Genomic DNA, 22,120 nt, shown 5'->3' with positions numbered 1-22,120 from the left:
CACTAGCTCAAGACGGCGATGAGAATCGCCGCGAAGTGGGCGGCGAAGGCGAACACAGTGAGCGCATGGAACAGTTCGTGGAAGCCGAAGTGCTCGTAGCTGATGTTCGGCTTTTTGAGCGCGTAAAAGACGGCGCCGGCAATGTACAGGACGCCCCCGAGGCAGATGAGGAGTGCCGCGGGCACGCTGGCAGCGAAGAAGTCAGGCAGGTAGAACAGCGAGCCGCAGCCCAAGGCAATGTAGATCGGAACGTACAGCCAGCGCGGGGCGTTGGTCCACAGAAGCCGGAACAGCACACCCAGGATGGCGCCGGACCAGATCAGCCAGAGCAGCAGCACCGCGGTAGGCCGCTCCAGCAGGCTCCAGGCCAGCGGGGTATAGCTGCCGGCGATGACCAGCATGATGTTGGTGTGGTCGAGCCGCTTCAGAACCATTTTCACGCCAGGGGACCAGCTGCCACGGTGGTAAACCGCGCTGACGCCGAACAGCAAAACGCCGGTCAGGGCATAGATGGCCGAGGTGACCTTGCGGTCCAGGGTGGGTGCCAGCAGCACAAGCACCACGCCGGCGGCCAGGGCCAGGGGAGCAGTGACAGTGTGGATCCACCCGCGCCATTTGGGTTTGATCATCAGCAGTTCCGCGATGCGGACGGCGGCGTCATCCACCGGGTTTGGCCGGTGCTCCGGGGTGTCCGGGCTGCCCGGGGCGGTGTTGCTCGTCATCACCCCAGAATAACCTACGACTCAGTAAGTTACTTACTGGTAACAGGAGCTTGGCGGACCGGCCGTACACCCCAGGGAGGTCTCCGGCACGACGTATGCACGCGCCCCCTCCCCGCGGACGGTAGCCTAGGATTTGCACAGCAGTCAGACAGCCAGGAAGTCAGGTGAATCTCCGGATGGAATTGCCCGGGTTCCTCTATGGCTTCTACGAGCGCAGGCTGCTCCGCTCCCTCGAGCCGGACAGGATTCCCCGGCACATCGGCGTGATGGTTGACGGCAACCGCCGCTGGGCCCGGCAGTTCAATGCCCCCACGAGCCAGGGGCACCAGGCCGGTGCGGACAAGATCCACGAATTCCTGGGCTGGTGCCAGGAGCTCGGGGTCAGGGTAGTCACCCTCTACATGCTTTCCACAGACAACATGAACCGCTCCGGTGAGGAACTGGACCTGCTCATGGGCATCATTGCGAACACCCTGGACCGTCTCGACGAAAACGCTGACATTTCCGTGCATGCCATGGGCGCGCCCGAGCTGCTGCCTGACTATCTGGCAGAACGGCTGACCACGCTGACCGCCCGGACTCCGGTGCGTGAAAAGCTCCACGTCAACGTCGCGGTGGGCTATGGCGGCCGCCGGGAAATTGTGGACGCCGTCCGTGAACTGCTGCACGATGCCGTGGCGCGCAAGGCCGACATCAGTGAGCTGGCCGACACCCTGTCCGTGGACGACATCTCCCGTTTTCTCTATACCCGGGGCCAGCCTGATCCGGACCTGGTCATCAGGACCTCCGGGGAGCAGCGGCTGTCAGGATTCCTGATGTGGCAAAGCGCCTACAGCGAGTTCTACTTCTGTGAAGCGCTGTGGCCTGCATTCCGGAAGGTTGATTTTCTCCGCGCCCTCCGTGACTACGCCGGGCGGCAGCGCCGCTTCGGCGCTTAACCCGGCGCTGTCCGTCCTCCCCGTTCACCTCGAATTCACAAGCCGGCAACAGGAATCGCCGCGCCAGGCCGTTGGAAATTAGTCGGGGTAGATTTACGTTAAGAGCATCAGCAGGCAAAACCGCCGGCTGATCGGGGAGGCCAGTACATGGAGCGAACTTTCGCACCGGTTGTATGGGAGGCCGAGCCCGGCCTCTTGGCCGAGCCGCCTCACCAATAACGATTCCGGGCATGTGCCCCGGGGCTGGAGTCGATGTGGCTATTTCTGAACAACTGCCCGAAGTCATCACGGACGAGGGTGAGAAGGCTACCACTCGCGACGAGCGAGGCATTCCAAAGACCGGTGCGGCAACGAAATACGCCGCAGCCGGTCTTGCTGTTTCCGGCCTGACGTCAGAATCCCAGCCAGCCGTCTCGACGTTTGTCATTGATACCTCGGTGTTGCTGTCCGATCCCCGCGCCCTGCTGCGCTTCGCTGAGCACGAGGTGATTGTGCCCATCGTCGTGATCACCGAACTTGAGGGGAAGCGGCACGACCCCGAACTGGGATATTTTGCCCGGAGCGCGCTGCGGCTCCTTGACGAGCTCAGGATCCAGCACGGCGGACTGAACAAGCCCATTCCGCTGGGCGACGCCGGTGGGACGCTCATGGTGGAGCTGAACCACATTTCGTCGGAAGTCCTGCCGGCCGGATTCCGGGGCGGTGACAACGACAGCCGCATCCTCGCCGTCGCCATGAACCTGGCCAACGAGGGCCGCAACGTCACGGTGGTGTCCAAGGACCTTCCCATGAGAGTCAAGGCCTCGGCCATGGGGCTGCTCGCCGATGAGTACCGCAACGAACTGGTCAAGGACTCGGGCTGGACGGGGGTCGCGGAAATCGACGCCAACGAGGAAGAGATTTCCACGCTCTACGGCCATGAGCCGGTGTTCATCCCTGCTGCGGCCGAGATGCCGGTCAACACCGGACTCGTGCTCCTGTCCAACAGGGGTTCGGCGCTGGGGCGGGTAGGCGCGGACAAGCAGGTCCGCCTTGTGAAGGGGGACCGGGATGTCTTCGGGCTCCACGGGCGGTCCGCGGAACAGCGGCTTGCCATCGACCTGCTGATGGATCCGGCCGTGGGCATCGTCTCGATTGGTGGCCGCGCGGGCACGGGCAAGTCAGCCTTGGCGCTATGTGCTGGACTGGAAGCCGTTCTGGAGCGCCGTGAGCACCGCAAGGTGATCGTCTTCCGCCCGCTCTACGCCGTGGGCGGCCAGGAGCTGGGATACCTGCCGGGCTCGGAATCGGAGAAGATGAACCCGTGGGCGCAGGCTGTTTTCGACACGCTTGGTGCCCTCGTCAGCCAGGAAGTCGTGGAGGAAGTCATGGACCGCGGCATGCTGGAGGTCATGCCCTTGACCCACATCCGCGGCCGTTCCCTGCACGACGCGTTTGTCATCGTGGACGAGGCGCAGTCCCTGGAGAAGAACGTGCTGCTCACCGTCATGAGCCGCATCGGGCAGAACTCCAAGATTGTCCTCACCCACGACGTCGCCCAGCGGGACAACCTGCGTGTTGGCCGGCACGACGGCGTCGCCGCCGTCGTCGAGACCCTGAAGGGCCACCCGCTCTTCGGCCACATCACCCTCACCCGCTCCGAGCGCTCGCCCATCGCGGCACTCGTCACGGAGCTGCTGGAAGGGGTCTGAGACTCAGGAACCATATGGGGTGGCAGCCGCGCAAGGGTCACCTTGCGCGGCTGCTTTTTGCGGTGAATCCGCCTAGCGGATGCCGATGGCGACAGCCTCCACGGCATCTGCCCGGATGGAACCGTAGTGCCGGGAATCGATCGATTCTTCGCGGTTGTCTCCCAAGACGAAAAGCTCGCCGTAGTTGACCCTGACAGTGCCGAAATAAACGCCGTCAATCGTGGATTGGTCCACGAACGGTTCCCTGGCCGGAATGTCATCAACGTAGAGAACGCCGTCCCGCATGGCCACCTCCTGTCCGGACGTGGCGACAACGCGCTTCAGTACCAGTTCGCCGTCGCCCGGACTGCGGAAAATGACGAGTTCACCCGGGCGGACACCGGCCAACCGGGGAGTGAGCTTGTCCAGCCAAATTGTGCTTCCGGGAGAGACGGTGGGGGCCATGCTGACGGAACCTACCGAAATGGGCTCCACAACCCAGAACCGGAGAGCGAGGAAGCCCGCGAGACAGAGCAGGGCACCGGCCACGGGCCTCCGGTTCATGGCCGACTAGTCCTGAACGCTGTCCCAGACAGCCGGGGCTGCTGTGATGGGATCGTTGGGATCCGGTTCATTGGCGCCAAGGCCCACACGGAATTGCAGCATCATGGAATGGTCCTCGTGCGTCAGGTTGTGGCAGTGAATCATGTATCGGCCACGATGCGGGCCGAAGTGCATTAGCAGGCGCACAGTTTCATCCTCCCCGATGTAGACCACGTCCTTGGGGCCCTTTTCATACGTGAAGGGAAGTCTTCCGTTGCGGCTGAGGATCCGAAAGTCGACCAAGTGAATGTGGACCGGGTGAAACCAGCCTCCGGAGGAGTTTTCTATCTCCCAGATCTCCACGGCGTTCAGTGCCGGGGCGGCCAGTACTTTCTTGAAACCGCTGGTGATGACGTCCTCCCACGTCTGGTCGTCAATGGTCCAGATATTGGTGATGTCGTCGTGCTTGACCCTGAAGTGCCGGGTTTTGACGGCGGCGCTGGCCGAGAGGTCCATAGCATGGCTTGACACCAGGGCGGTGGGAATCCGATTCCAGCTGGGATCCGACTGGTCCACGGTATCGCCGACCACGTCAAAGGCCATGATCTTGTTGGTGTGGTCGAAGTCGCGGTTGTTCTCATTGGACAGGTTCCGAAGTTCAATACGCTTGCCGGTGGCATACTTGCGGAAGTCGATGAGGATCTCATAGCGCTCTGCACTTCCGTGCCGCCAGGACGCCACTGTCTGCGCTGCCGGCATCAGCCCTGCATCCGTGGCCACCATAGTCACCGGCTCGCCGGTATTCAGATAGAACCTGTAGGACCGGGAGACTGAGGCGTTCAGAATGCGGAAGCGGTAGACGCGCTTCTGCACCTTCATCACGGGCCATGGCTTTCCGTTGACCAGTACCACGTCACCGTACAGGCCCGACTGCTGCCGGTCGTCGTAGCCCAGATATCCGTTTGCGGCGAACATGACGTCGGAAACGGTCAGCGGAACATCAAATCTTCCCTGCGGAAGCAGCGCCTTCTCCGCCGGGTCATGAATCAAGTACTGGCCTGCGAGCCCGGAGTACACGTTCTGCGCCGTGAAATGGACGGCGTGATCGTGATACCAAAGTGTCCTCGCGGGCTGGGCATTCGGATACTGGTAGTCCTTGTAGAACCCAGGCAGGGTGAGGTCATTGGCATAGCCGTCGAACTGAGGAAGTGAGGCGGACCCGTGCAGGTGGGTCGACGTCGCCAGGGCATGCCCCAGGGAGGGGTGGCTGGACGGCAGCTGGTTGCGCATGTGGACCACTGCCTGCGTGCCTTGGTCGATGTGGATGGTGGGCCCTGGAAAGACCCCGTTGTATCCCAGGATAGGTGTGGTCAGCCGCGGCAGCATTTTTGCCGTCGACAGTTTCTGGGTGAGCGTGTAGTGATTCGTTTTGACGCCGTTGGCGGCCACCGTGGTGTGCGTTGGCTGCAGCGTGGGCGGAATGGTCAGAGCCGTGTTGTACGGTCTGGGCATGTCACTGTCCCTGAGCTTGCTGGCGGACTTGGCGCTGACGCCGGAAATCGGGACGGTGACGAGCCCGGCGCCCACAACACCGAGGCCGCTAAGCCCTCCAAGGATTAATGCTTGTCGCCGTGAAACGGGCATTCTCTTCGCCTTTCGCAGGGTTGAAAGAACCGATCCTCATGCCCCCCGAGCGTGTGAAAAGTGTGTAGCCCGGAACCTGCGAAAAGCTGGTGATTCTTTTCGGCTGAGGGCGGGTCCGTCCTAACCGCTGTGATGCGCAAGCCCCAAGGACAGCCGGGTGCCTTCCGGGCCTTCCAGTACGAGCGTCGTGGCCTTGTCCGGGAGTTCAAAGACCATGGTGACGTCAACCGAATCGCCCTGCCGTAGTTGCGCCAGGGCAGGTGAGCTCCACAAGTGGTGCAGACTGCTGCCGCCCATTCCCCTGACGGAATATTTGGACGTGTCCAGATTGATACCGGTATTTTCCAAGGCTGTGTGCTGGACAATCAGCCGCACGCGGTGACTTCCCTCGGCAAGGGGTTGCGCCAATGCGTCCGAAGGCACAGGAGGCAGCCACCCGTCATCCTCAAGGGGAACGACCCCGTTTATCCTTGCCATGCCGCCTGGGATGACGGCGCTGGCTCCCAGTGGCACACTCGCCTCCGGTTTGGCGGTCACGAACAGATAGCCCAGCACCACAGCAATGGCGCCGAGGAGGCTGAGCGGTATCAGCATCAGCCGTCGTCGCCTCTTCTGGGCTGCCTTGGCTGCTGGTGATTCTTCCGTGGTGGCGGCGGGCATGCCTCGAGTCTGCATCGGCCGGCTTGGGAAAACCTGCGCCCGCTGGTCCATATCCGCGGCTTTATGTCCCCAGTTCCTCGTCCGCTGTATTCGTTCCGGCTGGGACCTCTCGTCACAGGCGCCCCTGGCGACCCCCATCTTGGGGGATGCGTGGTCAGGCCCGATTGGGACGCAGCGGCCACTGGATGTGGTCCCGGACGTCCGTCAGGTTTACCGGCTCAGCCACAAAGAGGTCATCGAGCATGTATTCGTCGACGGCCAGGATGCGGATCCAGTGGCCGGGCAACTCCCTTCCGCCCGTTCCGCCGCTTCCGCCGCTTCCGCCGGTTCCGCCGTCGAGCGGTTCAGCAGCCACACAGATCCCCGTTCCCACATCGATCCGGATCCGGGTCCTGCCGGGTCCGCACAGGGGATTCTCCGGGTCCAGCGGGCGGTAGCCGAGGTTCGGCGACACCACCGTCTCCCGGGCCGGACGTCCCTCATGGTCCACGTCGCGCACCGGCTCAAGCAGTTCCACGGCATTCGCCCGCGGGAACTCCAGCGGAACAGGCGCGTTGCCCACGAGCTCCACCGGGTCCAGCGCCGCGCCAAAGCGGCTGTTCCCGAACGACGGTTCGCCGTACGCAGCCTCCGGGCGGCGCCTGACCAGCCCGCCGTCGTCGTACACCGGGGTGACCAGATGCGCCGGCAGAAGCCACGACTTCCGGCTGGCACTGATGTAGAGGCTGTCACGCGAATCGTTGATGCCGGTGGTGCTGTGGATGAGGGTCCCGTCCGTGGTCTCGAGCCGAAGGGCACCGGGGCGGCGCAGCCAGGCGCGTACGGGGACGGTCCTGCCTTCGGGCGTCTCACGGTATTCGAACCGGAGGGACTGCCACTTCCAGGGGGAGGAGCGGCAGAGGTTTCGGAAGGATGCAGCGGAATCGGAGGGCGTCGATGCCCCGCCGTGTTCCTGCCGGTGCTTGGCGTCCCAGGTCCCCATATCCACAGTTTACGCGCGGGTCCAGCGGGGGATCGGGCATATCCAGTAGCATCCGAGAGTGATCCAACGACTCAGCGAACTCTGGGAAGCAGCGCCTCCCGCCTTTTGGCTGGTGCTGGCCGCGTGCGCCTATTTTGCGGTGATGGCCGTGCGGCTGACGGTGATCGATGTCCGCCACCACCTGCTGCCGAACCGGATTGTCTTCCCGTCCTATGCGGTGGCGGGGGCGCTGCTGTTCGGGGCGGTCATCAGCCTGCTCGTGTCGGTGCCCGGCAGCGGGGGTGTGCCCGGCGTCGGGCCGCCGGACGCCGCGGCGCAGCTGTTCGGGGTGCCCGCACTCCGGATCCTGGCCGGTGGAGCGGTGCTGTGGCTGTTCTACTTTGTCCTGCGGCTCGTGTACCCGCCCGGGATGGGATTCGGCGACGTGAAGCTGGCCGGGGTGCTCGGCATGTATTTGGGGTATCTGGGCTGGCCACACGTATTCGCCGGCACCTTCGCGGCGTTCCTGCTCGGCGGCCTGTGGAGCATCGCCCTGCTCGTGTCGCGGAGGGGAACGCTCAAGTCCGCCATTCCCTTCGGACCCTTCATGCTCGCCGGTGCGGCCGCCGTGATGGCAGTGCTGCCCGCCTAAGCCCGGGTACTCAAGGCCCGAGCTGACGTGCGACGTTCCCTTTTTTGTCAGTGACCGTCCGTAACCTGATCCTGTCCAGCCAATCCGCTGGCATCAGATGGCGCTGGCGAAGCCGGAGCCGGAAATGGGGAAGCATGACAGATGCAGGGCTAACACATGTTTACGTGCTCCTGGACCGTTCAGGGTCCATGAGCGCCATCGCTGATGACACCCTGGGTGGATTCGCGGCGTTCATCAAGGAACAGCAGGCGGTCGCAGGCCGGTGCCGGCTGTCCCTCGCCCAGTTCGACGACACCTACGAGCGCGTCTACGAGGCCAGGGACATCCAGGACGTTCCGCCTCTCGTGCTTCAGCCAAGGGGCTCCACTGCCCTGCATGATGCCATGGTTCGTCTGATTGGCGAAGCTGGGGCAGAGTTGACGGCGCTCCCGGATCACGAGCGGCCGGGAACGGTGCTCGTGGCTGTGCTGACGGACGGGCATGAGAACGCCTCCCGGGAAGCTAACGGTGCCATGGTTAAGGCCCTTGTGGAACGCCAGCAGGCACAGTGGGGCTGGCAGTTCACCTATCTCGGCGCGAACCAGGATGCCGTTCTGACCGCCCATGGCCTGGGGATCAAGGCGGAGGACGCCCTGACGTATGCCTCCGGCAACCTGGACGCGGCCTTCAACGTGCAGTCCGCCAAGACGCGCAGGCTGCGTGAGGCCAGGATGTCGGGCGCCACCATGGAACAGGCCTCAGCGATGGCGGCCTACACGCCCGAAGAGCGCAGGGCCGCCGGTGAGCCGCGGAAGGACGGGTAGCCTCGAACGACGCCGGCCGGCACCTTCCACTGGAAGGCACCGGCCGCCGTCGTACTTCTTTGGAATCTACGCCTTGTGCGGAGGGCGCGTCATGGACATGACGTCCAGGGCCGTGTCCAGCTGCTCTTCCGTCAGCTCGCCGCGCTCCAGGAAGCCCATGGCGACGACGGTCTCACGGATGGTGAGGCCTTCGGCCACGGCCTTCTTGGCGATCTTGGCGGCGTTCTCGTAGCCGATGAACTTGTTCAGCGGAGTGACGATGGACGGCGAGGCTTCGGCGAGGAAGCGTGCACGGTCTACGTTGGCGGTGATGCCGTCGATCATCTTGTCGGCCATGACCCGGCTGGTGTTGGCCAGCAGGCGCACGGACTCGAGCAGGTTGGCTGCCATGACGGGGATGCCGACGTTCAGTTCGAAGGCGCCGTTGGTTCCGGACCAGGCGATGGCTGTGTCATTGCCGATGACCTGGGCGCAGACCATGATGGACGCCTCGCAGATGACGGGGTTGACCTTGCCCGGCATGATCGAGGAGCCCGGCTGCAGGTCCGGGATGGCGATTTCGCCGAGGCCGGTGTTGGGGCCGGAGCCCATCCAGCGGAGGTCGTTGTTGATCTTCATGAAGGAGATCGCAATGTTACGCAGCTGGCTCGACGCCTCGATGAGGCCGTCGCGGTTGGCCTGGGCCTCGAAGTGGTCGCGGGCCTCGGTCAGCGGCAGGCCGGTGTCGGTGGCGAGGAGTTCGATGACGCGCTCCGGGAAGCCTGCCGGCGTGTTGATGCCGGTGCCTACGGCGGTGCCGCCGAGCGGGACCTCGGCAACGCGGGGGAGGGAGGCGTTGATGCGTTCAATGCCATAGCGGACCTGTGCGGCATAGCCGCCGAACTCCTGGCCCAGCGTCACCGGGGTGGCGTCCATGAGGTGCGTGCGGCCGGACTTCACGACGTCCTTGAACTCAACAGCCTTCCGCTCCAGGGACTCGGCAAGGTATCCGAGCGCAGGGATGAGGTCGTTGAGCAGGGCCGAGGTGGCAGCGACGTGCACGGAGGTGGGGAACACGTCGTTGGAGGACTGCGAGGCGTTGACGTGGTCGTTGGGGTGCACCACCTTGTCGCTGCCGGCGGCCTTCAGGGCGCGGGTAGCCAGCTCGGCGAGAACCTCGTTCGTGTTCATGTTCGAGGACGTGCCGGAGCCCGTCTGGAAAACGTCGATGGGGAAGTCGCCGTCGTACTTGCCCGTGGCCACCTCGTCGGCAGCCTCCGCGATCGCCTTGGCCAGCTCGCCGTCGAGCACGCCCAGTTCTGCGTTGGCCTGGGCAGCGGCCTTCTTTACCCGCGCCAAGGCCTCGATGTGGGCTCGTTCAAGGGTTTTTCCGGAGATCGGGAAGTTCTCGACTGCACGTTGCGTCTGCGCGCGGTACAGGGCGTTCACGGGGACGCGGACTTCGCCCATCGTGTCATGTTCAATGCGGAACTCTTCAGTGGAAGTCATGGGGCTAGCTTAGGGCGATCTGCGGCCGCATCGAAAACCGTGAACTGCTTGCGACAGCGGTCGCGAAAGGGACCGCCGTCGGCAGCCTTAGAACTCGCCGATTCCGGAAACAAGCTCCGCGTGGCCTTCGGCCAGGCTGTAGGAGAGGCCAACGACCGCGGCCCGGCCGGTTCCAATTGCGTCGGAAATCACACGCGAGCTGTCGACCAGGCGCTGCGAGGTCTGCTTGACGTGCTCCACCACCATGTCATTGACCTCCGTTTGCTCGTTGCGGAGGGACGTCAGGACTGACGGCGTGATGCGTTCGACGAGGTCCCGGATGAAGCCCACGGGCATCTGGCCGGTTTCCACGGCGGCCTTGGTGGCGCTGACCGCGCCGCAGCTGTCGTGGCCGAGCACCACGATCAGCGGCACGCCGAGAACGCCGATGCTGTATTCCAGAGAGCCGAGGACGGCGTCGTCGATAACCTGGCCCGCGGTCCGCACCACGAATACGTCGCCGAGGCCGACGTCGAAGATGATCTCGGCAGCAAGACGTGAGTCGGAACAGCCAAAGATCACTGCGAAGGGATGCTGGTTTTCCACGAGCGAGGAGCGCCGTGAGGAGTCCTGGTTGGGGTGTGAGGACTCGCCATTGACGAAGCGGTCATTGCCTTCGCGCAGTCGGCGCCAGGCCAGGGCAGGGGTCAGGTACGTTGTCACGGCCCCACCTTACGGTGTGGGGCTCGCCGAGGGGGAAACGGTGACGGCAGGGTTACTTTCCAGGGATTTCACGACGGCGGCCGCCAGGCCCGCGAACTCGTCCAGTTGGGCCTCACCGCTCAGGACAACGGTGGTTCCGCGATAGGCCAGCACCATGCTCCTCTCGCCCTTGCCGGTGTCCCGGAGTTCCCATTCCTTGCCGCCGGCGTTGCGGGTGCCGGTGACCGGGGCATTCTTGGTCTGCTGCAGCAGCCAGGTCGGGTTCGCCTTGCGCGTCTGGACCAGGCCGATGAAGGCTTCCTTGGGAGTGAGGTAGCCGACTTCCCAGGTGGGGACCCCGGTGCCGGTGCCGGCTACCCATCGGGCGTAATTCGGCCTGAATGTGTCGCCCACCTCAGGCGTGACGGGTGTGAATCCCGCCACATCTGCTGCGTTGCCTGCGACGGCGCTGACGTTGATGTCAGGCCGGAAACCGTCGGACTTCGGGGCGGGATTCATCAGGACGATCGGCAGGAAGGCAGCAATGCTGACCACCAGGGCGATGATCATTCCTATGACCGACGCGTTGGCCCGCTTGGCGGCAGCGGCGGGAATTACCGGCTTGATCGGCTGTGCAGCCGGGTCAGGGGAGGAGCCGTGGCCGGCTGCCGGGGTGTCGGGGGCGGACTTGTCCTGCGTTTCACTCACCCTTCTATAGTCGCCCATGGGTGGTCTGATCTCACATTCCGCCTGTTCCGGCGGTGAGGTTTGGATTTGGTCCAAACGTTGGTCATCCGATGACCTCGGCGCTCCGCCACGACTATGATCAGTAGCAGAGGAATCACCGCGCCTGCCCTACCTGGCATTTGCGGGTCCAATGATCGCCACTCGAAGAAGAGGTTCACGTGTCACCAGCGTCCATGACCCAGAAGTATTCAACGCTTTCCCCGTCGCTTGCCGTCGGAACCGACGAGCCGGACCGCAACCTCGCCCTTGAACTCGTCCGGGTTACCGAAGCCGCGGCCATCGCCGGTGGCCACTGGGTTGGCTTCGGCGACAAGAACAAGGCCGACGGCGCCGCCGTCGACGCCATGCGCTCCTTCCTGCACACCGTCCACTTCAATGGCGTCGTGGTCATCGGTGAAGGTGAAAAAGACGAAGCCCCCATGCTGTTCAATGGCGAACAGGTGGGTGACGGCACCGGTCCCGAGTGCGACGTCGCTGTGGACCCCATCGATGGAACCCGCCTGACGGCACTCGGCATCAACAACGCCCTGGCAGTCCTGGCCGTGGCCGAACGCGGTTCCATGTTCGACCCGTCCGCGGTGTTCTACATGGAGAAGCTCGTCACGGGCCCCGAGGCTGCGGACATGGTGGACCTGCGCCTGCCGGTCAAGCAGAACCTGCACCTGATCGCCAAGGCCAAGGGCGTCAAGGTCAACCAGCTGAACGTCATGATCCTTGACCGCGACCGCCACCGCCCGCTGGTGGAGGAAATCCGCGAAGCCGGTGCCCGCACCAAGTTCATCATGGACGGCGACGTCGCTGGCGCTATTGCGGCAGTCCGGTCCGGCACCGGCGTGGATGCGCTGATGGGCATCGGCGGAACGCCGGAGGGCATCGTTGCGGCTTGCGCCATCAAGTCCCTCGGCGGCGTGATCCAGGGCCGGCTGTGGCCCACGAGCGACGATGAGAAGCAGAAGGCCATCGACGCCGGCCACGACCTTGAGCGGGTTCTCTCTACGAATGACCTCGTCAAGAGCGACAACTGCTACTTCGCCGCTACCGGCATCACCGACGGCGACCTCCTCAAGGGTGTGCGCTACGACAAGGACAAGGTGCTGACGCAGTCGATCGTCATGCGCTCCAAGTCCGGCACCATCCGCTTCGTGGACGGCGAGCACCAGGCCAGCAAGTGGGAAGGCTACGCCCGCAAGAGCTAGCCCCACCGCCCCGCGCGAACTGGCAGCAAATGACCCCAAAATCCACGATTTGCGGGCATTAGCTGCCAGTTCGCGTTTAAGCGGCGGGGCCAGCCTGTGGATAACGCGCCCACCCCTGCGAATCCGATCCACAATGAACCATGTCCCGGACGCCGATGCCTCCCCAGATTCCGCACGGATCATTTCTTGTCGCCGATGCAGATCTCCTGGGTCTGAGCCCTAAGCAGCTCAGCCGGGACGGTATTGTCACACCGTCACGAGGCATAAGGCTTCCGCTGCACAGCACGGGAAGCGTGGCCGACAACGTGCGCGCTTACTCTCGGCTTGATCCCGCTTGCGTGCTTACTCATTCGACCAGCGCCCGGATCTGCTGCATTTGCCTCCCGGCCTGGCTGGATCAGGACTGGCGCATCCACATCGCCCGTCCGGCGGACGGTTGCCAGCCCCGCCGCCGGAATGTTGTGGGCCACCAGTTGTCTTTCAAGCCCGGCGAAGTGGTGATGTTCGACGGCGTTCGGCTCACGTCCCCGGCAAGGACCTGGCTCGACCTGGCCTCATTGTTGAGCATCGATGAGCTCGTGGCTGCCGGCGACTCTATCGTCGTCGAACACAGTGAGGATTTCCCTTTGCCGCGGCAGCCGCTGGCAACCATTTCCGACCTGCGGAAGATCGTAAGCCAGCACCCTGGCATGCGCGGGGTGAGAAAGGCGAGGCTCGCCCTGGACCTGATCCGAGTGGGTGCGGATTCACCGCCGGAAACGATGATGCGGCTGTCGCTCGTGCGGGCGGGACTTCCCGAACCTGTACTGAATGTCGTGCTGAGAAGTGGGCTCGGCCACCCGGTGGTCTGGCCTGATGCGGCCTATCCCGATCATCGGATCGCCCTTCAGTATGACGGCGCCCACCACGGTGACTCTGACCAGTACCGCCGCGACATCAAACGGCAGGCGATAACCGAAGGTCTGGGCTGGCGGGAAGTCCGCGTCCAACAGGGCGACCTGGAAGGGGCCCGCCCATTCGTCGTCGAAAAGGTCAGGGCTCTTCTCGGCGGCTCCTCCGCATCGATTCTTTGGGAGCGAACTGGCAGCTAATGACCTCAAAACGCGGATTTGACGTCATTAGCTGCCAGTTCGCGCTAAGAGGGGGGCTCAGACGGCCGAGTGCGCAGGGGTGGAGCGCTTGACGCGCTTCAGGGCTGAGCGCAGTGCGTCCCGGAGCCTGCGGGCCGCCTGATAGGCCGCGTAGCGGGGTCTGTTGACCGGCAGGTCCCACGTTCCCGGGTAGGCGATCTCCCGGCCGCCGAAGGATCTCTTGAAGGCACTGAAACCGGCCCACTTGTGGTCGGGTTCGTCGGCAGGGGCCACCCCCCAGAGATCGACGTGCTTGAGACCCTTCTCCTTGGCGTCGGCCATCAGATTGACCAGCAGCGGAATCCCGGCGCTGAGCTTCCTGTGGGTATCGTCCATGGCGGCGTGGGCGTAGGTGCGCGTGTCGGCGGAATCGTAGGCCAGAGCGGCGGCGATGGGGCTGCCGTGGAGTTCGGCGACGAACAGCGTGGCGGCGCCGGCGGGCATCAGGGAGGAGGCCACGTCGGTCAGGTATTCGTCGCTTTGCGGCTTGAAGCCGTTGCGCCGTGCCGTCATGTGCAGGAAGTTCAGGAGGATGCGGATGTCTTCAGGATCCTGGGTGGAGCGGAACGTCACACCCTTCTTGTGGATATTCCGGTACAGGTTCCGGTTGACCGGCTTCATGTCGGCCAGCACGTCTTTGAAGTCGCGGTCCAGGTCCACGATCCAGCTCAGCTCAGGCTGCTGGTTGACCGGTGCGGGCCGCATTCCCCGGCCTTTCAGCGCGGCAGCCGCGGTCTCCGGGTCCAGCCCGGCCGTCACCGGTTCGATCCGGACGAATACGGCGCCGCAGGATTTCGCTATGTCTACGAGGGCGGCCAGCGCGGCGTCAAACGCGGCAAGCGAGTCTGCGACGGGACCGTAGGGCGCGTACAGGACTTTGCCTGCCGGGTTCTTTTCTTCGATGGCCAGGAAGCTCCACCCCTGGCCGGACCGTGTGTGGACCCGGCGCCCAAGGCTCTTCTGGAAATCGGCCCACGCCGGGGTCTGCAGGAAGTACTCCACGGCGCTCAAGCTTTCAGTGCGGTGGTCACGGCGAAGGCCACGGCAGTATCCGTGGAACCTGCCACCGGGTGGACGTTGACAGGGGCATCGGCTGCCGGGAGGAAGGCGCTGCCGCCCCGGCCCAGCCGCAGGTCACCCTTGGGTGAATCGAGGTAGACGGAGCCGGCAGTCACGATGACCACCGCTGCCCCAGACTGGGCCAGTGGCACGGGGCCGCCGTCTGGAAGCAGCTCGATCCGCTGCAGCTGGAACTCCCGGAAAGGCGGCCGGTACAGTTCCTGGCCGAGTTCGGAAACGTCTGTGGGGAGTCTGGGCACGCCCACGGACTCGAAGACGATGGTCTTCAGCAACTCCGGCACGTCTACAAACTTCGGTGTCAGGCCGCCGCGCAACACATTGTCCGAGGAGGCCATGACTTCCACACCCATGCCGTGAAGGTAGGCGTGCACGTTCCCGGCGGGGAGGTACACGGCTTCGCCCGGTTCCAGGGAGATCCGGTTCAGCAACAGGGAAATGAGCACGCCAGGATCACCGGGATACTCGCTGTTAAGGCTCAGAACCGTGGCGAGCTCCTGCTGGTACGGCGCCATGGGCGCGCCGGAGGCCAGCGCCTCCACCACGCTCGCCGATGCCTCGGCGACGCCGTCGCCGCCGGCGATCAGCCGTTGAAACGCCGACCGCAGGGCGCTGCCCTCTGGCGCCCGGGACAGGTCATCGATCACTGCGGTCAGGACGGCAGGGACGCCGGCCCCCGAGAGCTCCAGGCAGCCGGCCAGGTGGAGGAAAACGTCCCGGGACTTCGCGGGCTCACGGAAACCGCACAGCGCGGCAAAGGGCGTCAGCGCGAAGATCATCTCCGGCTTGTGGTTGTCGTCCCGGTAGTTGCGGTGCGGTGCGTCCGCGGGAACGCCCTGGCCGTTCTCGCGGTCGAAACCGGCGCGGGCCTGCTCAAGGCTGGGGTGCACCTGCAACGACAACGGCTTCGCTGCGGCGAGGACCTTGGTGAGGAAAGGGAGGCGCGGTCCGAATGCGGCCACCGAGGCTTCCCCCAGGAAATGGCCGGGGTCCTCGGCGATCAGCTCATCCAGGGGCACGGACGTTCCGTCAGGCCGGGCGGCGACGGAAGGGGAGTCCGGGTGGGCTCCGATCCACAGCTCCGCCTCCGGGCCGCCCGACTCCGGCCTGTGCAGCAAACCGGCGATCGCCGTCGTCGATCCCCAGGCGTACGGCCGGAGGACGTTATCGATTTCGTACACAGCCGGGTGTCCTTCTCTCTTGAAGCAGGGTTTCTGTCACAGGGGAGCGCACTGGCCGTTCGTGGCCACCAGTTCGCGGAGGGCCTGCTCATTCCCCTCGCGCTTTAGCTGGTTCAGCATCTCTTCGGTGATGGGCTCCCCGGCGGGCGTGGTGGTCACCGGTGTGAAGTCCGACGACGGCGGAGCCGGCGTTGTGGCCGGCACAGCCGGCCCGGCTGCCGTCAGCCCGCTGCCGCCGCCTGCGTACTGCGGCTGCAGGGCATCGTCCGGCGCGGCGGCCGGTGACTCCTCGGAGCCCTGGCTGCTGAGGAGTTTGCTGACCCGGTCATGAATGACGTCAAAGTCCGGGACCGTGGAGAATGACGCGTCGAAGTCCGGCGGACCGATGGTGAGGCGGCTGACTTCCTTGCCTTTGGCTTTCATCGCCAGGTCAACGAAGCTGCCCAGCTGGCTTGAGGAGATGTTGGAGTCCACTACCTTGGTTCCTGCGTTGGCGATGTCCTCGAATTTGGCCAGGAGCGTCGCCGGATCCAACTGCTTGAGCATGGCCTGCTGGACGCACTGCTGCCGCTGGATCCGGGCATAGTCATCGACGAACTCCCTGGACCGCCCGTACCAGAGCGCACGGAAGCCATCCAGCTTTTGTTCACCGGCGGGGATCCATCCCAGCGGCATGCCGTGGATGCCGTTGGCCTCATCGATCATGTTGCCGCTCATGGGCACCCAGCCGCCGGCCTTGATGCGGATCCCGCCCATCGCATCAATGAGCTTGGCGAAGCCGTCCATGTCCACCAGGACGTATGCCTGGACGGTGATGCCGAGGGTCCCCGAGACGGCTTCCAGGGTGGCTTGCGCGCCCGGGTCTGCAGCATCCGGGTAGAGGTCCTTGTGTTCGTTGGTGACCTCGGTATTGATCGCGTTGATGAGGCAGTCATTGCCGCAGTTGTAGCCGTCAGGGTAGATCTGCCGCATGGGCGAGTCCTCGCTGAAGCGGGCGTTCTGCAGGTTGCGGGGGATCGATATGATGGCTGTTTCGCCGGTCTTGGCGTCGACGCTGAGCACGGAGAGGCTGTCGGGGCGCCGGCCGGTGCGGTCTGCGCCCGCGTCGCCGCCCATCATGAGGAAGTTATAGCGGCCGTCCACAGGATCGATGGCCGGGCCGCCGGCAAAGATGCTGCCGATCGCATTGCGGCTGACGTTGAGCAGGTACGCGGCGTAGCCGAGCGAACCGCTGCTGAGCACCAGAGCCACTGCCAGTGCCACGGCGACGGCGGGCCGGCTGCGCTTGGGCAGCAGCACAGGCCGGATCAGCCGCAGCGTGTTGATGAACAGCACGGCCCAGCCGACCGACAGCGCGGCGAGTATCAGGACGATGAGCAGGGAGGCCACCGGATTGGTAATGATGTTGATGAGCAGGGTCCGGTTGATGAGCAGCAACACCAATGCCAGGACCAACAGCACCCACGCGCTGAGCGTGACCCGCAGGGCGATGCGGCCCAGCTTCCGGTCACCGGCGGCGATCTGGGCGCTCCCCGGCACAAACAGGGTGAGCAGGATCAGCAGGAAAGCGCGCTTGGTCCGGACGGGTTCAGGAGCACTCGCCGGGTACCGGACGGGGTCGGTCAGGAGTCCGTTGGAGGGCAGTTCGGTGTTGGGCATGGCGTTCCTTAGCGGCCGCTCCGGAGGGCCACGTTTGCGTCGGAGAAGACTTCGTTCACCTTCTGCCGGAGATTGGCGCCCTTCCGGCTGGCAACGTCATTGAGCTCCTGTGCGAACTCCAGGAGGTCAGCGCGTAGGCGGACCGCGAGGTCGTCCGTGCCGGAGGCGAGCATCCGCACGGCAAGCAGGCCTGCATTCCGGGCACCGGCGATGGAGACTGTGGCCACCGGGACGCCGGCCGGCATCTGAACGATGGAGAGCAGCGAATCCATGCCGTCAAGGGTCTTCAGCGGCACGGGAACACCAATTACGGGAAGCGGCGTGACCGAGGCCAGCATCCCCGGAAGGTGGGCTGCGCCGCCGGCTCCGGCGATGATGACGCGAAGGCCGCGCTCGTGGGCGGTCTGGCCGTACCGGATCATTTCGGTGGGCATCCGGTGGGCCGAGACGACGTCGGCCTCGAAGGGGATGCCGAACTCCGCAAGCGCGTCAGCGGCCGCTTCCATGACGGGCCAGTCTGAATCGGATCCCATGACCAGGCCAACGAGCGGGGAGGGAGCACCTGTCTCCGGGGTGGCTGCGGTTTCGGGGTTCATGCGTTCTCCTCGGGTTTTCCTGGTGCCGCCTTGGACGGGATCCTGCCGTCGCGGATGATGTTGGCGACTGCGGTGGCGCGTTCGCGCAGCGATTCCACGTCCGCGACACTGGCCCCCACCAGGTTGACGTGGCCTATCTTCCTGCCCGGCCTGACGGATTTTCCGTAGCAGTGGACCTTTGCGGCGGGTTCAGCGGCCAGCGCGGCCGGGTAGGCGGAGAACAGGTCCTGGTTTTCACCGCCGAGGAAGTTCTTCATCACCACCACGGTGCCGAGAACGTCAGTGGCTCCCAGCGGCAGGTTGAGGACTGCCCGCAGGTGCTGCTCAAACTGGCTGGTCACCGACCCGTCCTGTGTCCAGTGGCCGGTGTTGTGCGGGCGCATCGCCAGTTCGTTGATAAGGAACCCGGCCCCCGACCCCGGTGTTTCGAACAGCTCGACTGCCATGACACCGGTGACGCCCAGCTCGTTGGCGATCCGCAGGGCAGCGTCTTCGGCAGCCGCGGCAACCTCCAGCGAAATGTCCTGCGCCGGAGCAATCACTTCATCGCACACGCCGTCGACCTGGATGGTGTGCACCACCGGCCATGCCCGGGAGGTGCCGTCAGGCGTGCGGGCCACAAGCGCTGAGAGTTCGCGGCTGAACTCCACCTTGGCCTCCGCCAGCAGGGGGCTCATGGCCTCGAACCAGTCGGTGGTCTGTGCAGCTTCCTCGGGCGAGGCGACAATCCTGACGCCCTTGCCGTCATACCCGCCCCGGGGCGTCTTGAGCACCACGGGCCACCCGGCCTTGTCGCCGAAAGCCACCAGGTCCTCGACGCCGTCAACCGACGCCCATTCGGGGTTCGGGAGTTCGAGGCGGTCGATGGCCGCGCGCATCACGAGCTTGTCCTGGGCGTTGATAAGGGCATCCGGGCCGGGCTGGACGTTCACCCCTGCTGCGATCAGCGCGTGCAGGTGGTCTGCCGGTACGTGCTCGTGGTCGAAGGTCATCACGTCCAGGCCCTCGGAGAACTCCAGGAGGGCAGCCAGATCCTTGTAGTCGCCGACCGGGGCGTTGGGTACGGCCGAGACGGCTGAAACGTCTTCACCTTCGGCCAGGACGCGGAGTTCGAAGCCTAATGCTGTGGCGGCTGGGGCCATCATGCGTGCAAGCTGGCCGCCGCCAACCACGCCGATTACTGGAAAAGTCACATCTCTCAGCCTACAGAAAAGGAGCGCGGTTACCCGCCTTCGGGGCGACGAAGCCCGCTAAAGTCAGCAAATTCGGTGGCAGGGAAGGGGGCGGAGCAGCTCCGATCCGCACGCCCGTTGGGGCCGCGACGGGCAATCCGGGCTAAAATGGGAGCTTGGCCCATCGGCCCCAATATCCACACGGCCACGGAGGGTCATGATTAACACACTTGCAGAGCGCATCCGGGGACTCGCCTCGCTGTTTTGGCGCGAGGTGGCGAAATTCGGTGCCGTGGGCGGTGTGGCGTTCGTCATTGACAACGGGCTGACGTACTACCTCATGCATGGACCCATGACGGACAGCGAGGCCAAGGCACGCTTCGTGGGCGCTTCGGTCGCTACCGTGTTTTCTTGGATTGCCAACCGTCTCTGGACGTTCCGGCACCGGCGCCAGGCCAACGTCCTGCGTGAATTCCTGATGTTCGTGCTCATCAACGGCATCGGCATCGGCATCTCCACCGGGTTTACCGCCCTGGCGAAGTATTCGTTGGGCGTCACGGACAAGAACATGCTTTTCGCTGCCGGTGTCTTGGGTATTTTGGTGGCCACCGTCGTCCGCTTCTTCGCCTACCGGTTCCTCGTGTTCAACCAGGAGCTGGACCAGGAGCCGGAGTTCTCCCACGACCACGAACTCATCGAGGGCCACCGCCACGCCGCGAAGTCGGCCGCATCCCGCCCCGAGAGGGAAGCAACCGATCCGGAGATTCCTGCCCGCCACGAGTAAGGCGCTACTGCCCGCGTAAGGCGCTGCTGCCCGCCGGGAGTGAAGCTTCAGTCAGTCCCCGTGGACGCGTTCCGCGCTGAGCAGTTTGTCCGTAAGCTCCACATCTCCGTGTACCAGGATCACTGACCCGTCATTGGTCCACACACCCAGAGCGTTGGCCAGGGCCGCCTCCAACCCGTCGTCCGCCCGGACCAGGAGCCGTGTACCGGCGCCATGGCTGGCCGCGAAGCTTTCCAGCAGGTCCGCGTGCCTCACGGCGACTCCGCTGGAACTCCGCAGCGCGGGTTGCTGCGGATCGGCCTCGCTGTGGGCCATAAAAACGTCGCCGTGCGACCGGACCTCGGCCGCGTAGTCGATTACGCCGGCCGGCAGGTCACCGGGCCATTTCATCGCAAGAGCCGGAAGCGTTACGGCAACGACGGCGTCGAAGCCATCTTCCGCTTCCGCGGGGGCGGCCGTCGCGAGCAGGTCAGCGTCGTTGCCGTCCAGGACGACTTCCATGCCCAGCTGCCAGCCGGCAAGCGCCCAGATGATGGATTTCCAGTGGGCCGGCAGGTCCAGCCGGAGGCGCATGCCGGGAGCCGCGTCGAGTTCGTCCTGCAGCAGATTGCTTGTTTTAGCCACCCAGTTGTCGAGGACGCGGCCGGAAAGCTCTACGCGTTCCCCGTCCGGTCCGTACCAGGTCAGCCGCGGGGAAGTGGAGTGGCCCGAGCGCAGGGCCGTCATCAGGTCAGTGGCCGGGATGTTCATGGCTACATCTTGCCACGCGGCCCCACTGTGTCCACCCGGAATACTGTGTCTACCCGGAATACGGTGTTATCCAGAATGCAGTGTTCAGCGGACTATCCGATGCTGCGGTGGCCCTCTGCACTGGCTGTCTGCACCCGCCAGGTCTGCACTGCACGGCGGGCGACTGCCCAAGCGGAGGGAGATGTGACGTCCGCCACACGAATTAGTAAGGTCATTTGCGTTAACAGGCGGACGCCTGCCGTATTCCCAGCAATTGCACAGGCGGCGGCTGGACCGTAAGCTTGCTGTCAAATTCCGCGCTCCCCAGGGGCGCGTCGTCGTATTTAATTCCTGGGCGTGGCGTGGCGCCTGTTTCGGTCCGGAACTGATTATTATCCCGTCTGCAGCTTGACTCCCCCTAGTTACACACGTGTAATTAGGTATTGAAAGCCATCGCAAAGTCTCCGGCACGCAAACCGAGTGTCTCGAGTGTCCGGGCAGAGGCTGACCAATTCAGGAGGGGACGCATGGGGCATGTTGAGCGTATCCAGGAAGAAGCCGTTGTGGCCGGCCAGGCCACGGCGAAATACAGGTCACGGGGGGTGCCGAGCGACTGGTACGTAGATCCGGCGGATCCGGACGCCGCAGAGCGGTACAACCTGGACACCACCGCGTCCTTGCAGGATCAGGCCACAGCCTTCCTTGCGGAGCACGAGGCGCTGCTGGGGGCGGGGCCGGAGGACGAGGAGGACCCCAATGATCCTCCCATGGAACTCCGGGCACCCGGGGTGGGGACCTTGGCGCAGCCGGTCTGGATCGGTCTTCCCCGCGCCGACGACTTTGACGACGAAGGCGAACTCGGCTGGCAGACGGACGCATTGTGCGCACAGACCGATCCGGAAGCCTTTTTCCCGGAAAAGGGCGGCTCTACGAGGGACGCCAAAAAAGTTTGCGGAGCCTGCAACGTGCGGTCGCAATGCCTTGAATATGCATTGGCGAATGACGAGCGGTTCGGTATTTGGGGAGGCCTCTCCGAGCGTGAGCGCCGTCGGCTGAGGAAGCGAGCGGTCTAATTCTTCAGGAAGTA

22 protein-coding genes are annotated in these 22,120 nt (G+C 64.6%); 8 read left to right on the top strand and 14 right to left on the bottom strand.

Going from position 1 to position 22,120, the window contains the following annotated elements; translation table 11 throughout:
* Positions 1 to 2: 2 nt before the first annotated feature.
* Positions 3 to 644 carry a PAQR family membrane homeostasis protein TrhA gene (gene trhA, locus AC6CH3_RS01370; protein WP_498130832.1) on the bottom strand — a complete coding sequence of 214 codons (642 nt, stop codon included), beginning with the start codon at positions 642 to 644 and terminating at the stop codon, positions 3 to 5.
* A 254-nt stretch (positions 645 to 898) separates the two neighbouring features.
* On the opposite strand from trhA, the gene AC6CH3_RS01365 reads away from it, so the two are divergent.
* The gene (locus AC6CH3_RS01365) at positions 899 to 1,660 is read left to right on the top strand and encodes an isoprenyl transferase (protein ID WP_498130831.1); all 762 of its coding nucleotides are present in this window, start codon (positions 899 to 901) and stop codon (positions 1,658 to 1,660) included.
* Between the two features lie 254 nt (positions 1,661 to 1,914).
* Positions 1,915 to 3,351: an RNA 5'-3' helicase PhoH2 gene (gene phoH2 / locus AC6CH3_RS01360; RefSeq protein ID WP_498130727.1), complete on the top strand. Its 1,437-nt coding sequence runs from the start codon at positions 1,915 to 1,917 to the stop codon at positions 3,349 to 3,351.
* Between the two features lie 72 nt (positions 3,352 to 3,423).
* On the opposite strand, the gene lepB is transcribed toward phoH2, so the two are convergent.
* From lepB to AC6CH3_RS01340, 4 genes are all read right to left on the bottom strand, one after another.
* Positions 3,424 to 3,894: a signal peptidase I gene (gene lepB, locus AC6CH3_RS01355; protein WP_498130726.1), complete on the bottom strand. Its 471-nt coding sequence runs from the start codon at positions 3,892 to 3,894 to the stop codon at positions 3,424 to 3,426.
* A gap of 6 nt (positions 3,895 to 3,900) precedes the next feature.
* Positions 3,901 to 5,517 (bottom strand): multicopper oxidase family protein, encoded by a 1,617-nt coding sequence (locus AC6CH3_RS01350; protein ID WP_498130725.1) that lies wholly within the window; start codon positions 5,515 to 5,517, stop codon positions 3,901 to 3,903.
* A 120-nt stretch (positions 5,518 to 5,637) separates the two neighbouring features.
* On the bottom strand, positions 5,638 to 6,177 hold the full coding sequence (locus AC6CH3_RS01345; protein WP_498130724.1) for a hypothetical protein: 540 nt from the start codon (positions 6,175 to 6,177) through the stop codon (positions 5,638 to 5,640).
* 154 nt (positions 6,178 to 6,331) lie between these two features.
* Positions 6,332 to 7,159, bottom strand: a complete 828-nt coding sequence (locus AC6CH3_RS01340) for a hypothetical protein (protein WP_498130723.1) — start codon at positions 7,157 to 7,159, stop codon at positions 6,332 to 6,334.
* Positions 7,160 to 7,217: 58 nt separating this feature from the next.
* Between AC6CH3_RS01340 and AC6CH3_RS01335 the strand changes: the two genes are divergently transcribed.
* Together AC6CH3_RS01335 and AC6CH3_RS01330 are read left to right on the top strand one after the other, a co-directional pair.
* Positions 7,218 to 7,790, top strand: a complete 573-nt coding sequence (locus AC6CH3_RS01335; RefSeq protein WP_498130722.1) for a prepilin peptidase — start codon at positions 7,218 to 7,220, stop codon at positions 7,788 to 7,790.
* 188 nt (positions 7,791 to 7,978) lie between these two features.
* The gene (locus AC6CH3_RS01330; protein WP_498130721.1) at positions 7,979 to 8,593 is read left to right on the top strand and encodes a VWA domain-containing protein; all 615 of its coding nucleotides are present in this window, start codon (positions 7,979 to 7,981) and stop codon (positions 8,591 to 8,593) included.
* 66 nt (positions 8,594 to 8,659) lie between these two features.
* Here AC6CH3_RS01330 and AC6CH3_RS01325 read toward each other — a convergent pair whose 3' ends face one another.
* The 3 genes from AC6CH3_RS01325 to AC6CH3_RS01315 all read right to left on the bottom strand — a co-directional run bounded on the left by AC6CH3_RS01325 (position 8,660) and on the right by AC6CH3_RS01315 (position 11,488).
* Complete coding sequence (locus AC6CH3_RS01325) at positions 8,660 to 10,081, bottom strand: class II fumarate hydratase (protein ID WP_400578119.1); 1,422 nt, start codon at positions 10,079 to 10,081, stop codon at positions 8,660 to 8,662.
* 87 nt (positions 10,082 to 10,168) lie between these two features.
* Entirely contained in the window at positions 10,169 to 10,783 is a 615-nt protein-coding gene (locus AC6CH3_RS01320) for a carbonic anhydrase (RefSeq protein WP_498130720.1), read from the bottom strand.
* Between the two features lie 9 nt (positions 10,784 to 10,792).
* Positions 10,793 to 11,488, bottom strand: a complete 696-nt coding sequence (locus AC6CH3_RS01315; RefSeq protein ID WP_498130719.1) for a DUF4245 domain-containing protein — start codon at positions 11,486 to 11,488, stop codon at positions 10,793 to 10,795.
* A 194-nt stretch (positions 11,489 to 11,682) separates the two neighbouring features.
* Between AC6CH3_RS01315 and glpX the strand changes: the two genes are divergently transcribed.
* Together glpX and AC6CH3_RS01305 are read left to right on the top strand one after the other, a co-directional pair.
* Complete coding sequence (glpX, locus tag AC6CH3_RS01310) at positions 11,683 to 12,705, top strand: class II fructose-bisphosphatase (RefSeq protein ID WP_498130718.1); 1,023 nt, start codon at positions 11,683 to 11,685, stop codon at positions 12,703 to 12,705.
* Positions 12,706 to 12,998: 293 nt separating this feature from the next.
* The gene (locus tag AC6CH3_RS01305) at positions 12,999 to 13,796 is read left to right on the top strand and encodes an endonuclease domain-containing protein (protein ID WP_498130717.1); all 798 of its coding nucleotides are present in this window, start codon (positions 12,999 to 13,001) and stop codon (positions 13,794 to 13,796) included.
* 57 nt (positions 13,797 to 13,853) lie between these two features.
* On the opposite strand, the gene AC6CH3_RS01300 is transcribed toward AC6CH3_RS01305, so the two are convergent.
* Genes AC6CH3_RS01300 through AC6CH3_RS01280 form a run of 5 tightly spaced genes read right to left on the bottom strand, consistent with a single transcriptional unit; the run spans position 13,854 to position 19,493 of the window.
* Positions 13,854 to 14,837, bottom strand: coding sequence for a lipid II:glycine glycyltransferase FemX (locus AC6CH3_RS01300; RefSeq protein ID WP_498130830.1), 984 nt, complete (start codon positions 14,835 to 14,837; stop codon positions 13,854 to 13,856).
* 5 nt (positions 14,838 to 14,842) lie between these two features.
* Positions 14,843 to 16,093, bottom strand: a complete 1,251-nt coding sequence (gene manA, locus AC6CH3_RS01295) for a mannose-6-phosphate isomerase, class I (protein WP_498130716.1) — start codon at positions 16,091 to 16,093, stop codon at positions 14,843 to 14,845.
* A gap of 36 nt (positions 16,094 to 16,129) precedes the next feature.
* Positions 16,130 to 17,752: an LCP family protein gene (locus AC6CH3_RS01290; RefSeq protein ID WP_498130715.1), complete on the bottom strand. Its 1,623-nt coding sequence runs from the start codon at positions 17,750 to 17,752 to the stop codon at positions 16,130 to 16,132.
* Between the two features lie 8 nt (positions 17,753 to 17,760).
* Positions 17,761 to 18,348, bottom strand: a complete 588-nt coding sequence (gene purE / locus AC6CH3_RS01285) for a 5-(carboxyamino)imidazole ribonucleotide mutase (protein WP_498130714.1) — start codon at positions 18,346 to 18,348, stop codon at positions 17,761 to 17,763.
* Positions 18,345 to 19,493, bottom strand: a complete 1,149-nt coding sequence (locus AC6CH3_RS01280; protein ID WP_498130829.1) for a 5-(carboxyamino)imidazole ribonucleotide synthase — start codon at positions 19,491 to 19,493, stop codon at positions 18,345 to 18,347. Before AC6CH3_RS01280 ends, purE begins: the two co-directional genes overlap by 4 nt.
* A 244-nt stretch (positions 19,494 to 19,737) precedes the next feature.
* On the opposite strand from AC6CH3_RS01280, the gene AC6CH3_RS01275 reads away from it, so the two are divergent.
* Entirely contained in the window at positions 19,738 to 20,304 is a 567-nt protein-coding gene (locus tag AC6CH3_RS01275; RefSeq protein ID WP_498130713.1) for a GtrA family protein, read from the top strand.
* A 51-nt stretch (positions 20,305 to 20,355) separates the two neighbouring features.
* Here the strand turns inward: AC6CH3_RS01275 and AC6CH3_RS01270 are convergent, their stop codons facing one another.
* Entirely contained in the window at positions 20,356 to 21,054 is a 699-nt protein-coding gene (locus AC6CH3_RS01270; protein WP_498130712.1) for a TIGR03089 family protein, read from the bottom strand.
* A gap of 506 nt (positions 21,055 to 21,560) precedes the next feature.
* On the opposite strand from AC6CH3_RS01270, the gene AC6CH3_RS01265 reads away from it, so the two are divergent.
* Positions 21,561 to 22,106, top strand: a complete 546-nt coding sequence (locus AC6CH3_RS01265; protein WP_498130711.1) for a WhiB family transcriptional regulator — start codon at positions 21,561 to 21,563, stop codon at positions 22,104 to 22,106.
* Positions 22,107 to 22,120 lie beyond the last annotated feature (14 nt).

The organism is Arthrobacter sp. GQ119, from assembly GCF_059759125.1.
Note: the sequence above shows the minus strand (reverse complement) of the source record. Positions and strands in the feature narration are given on the sequence as shown.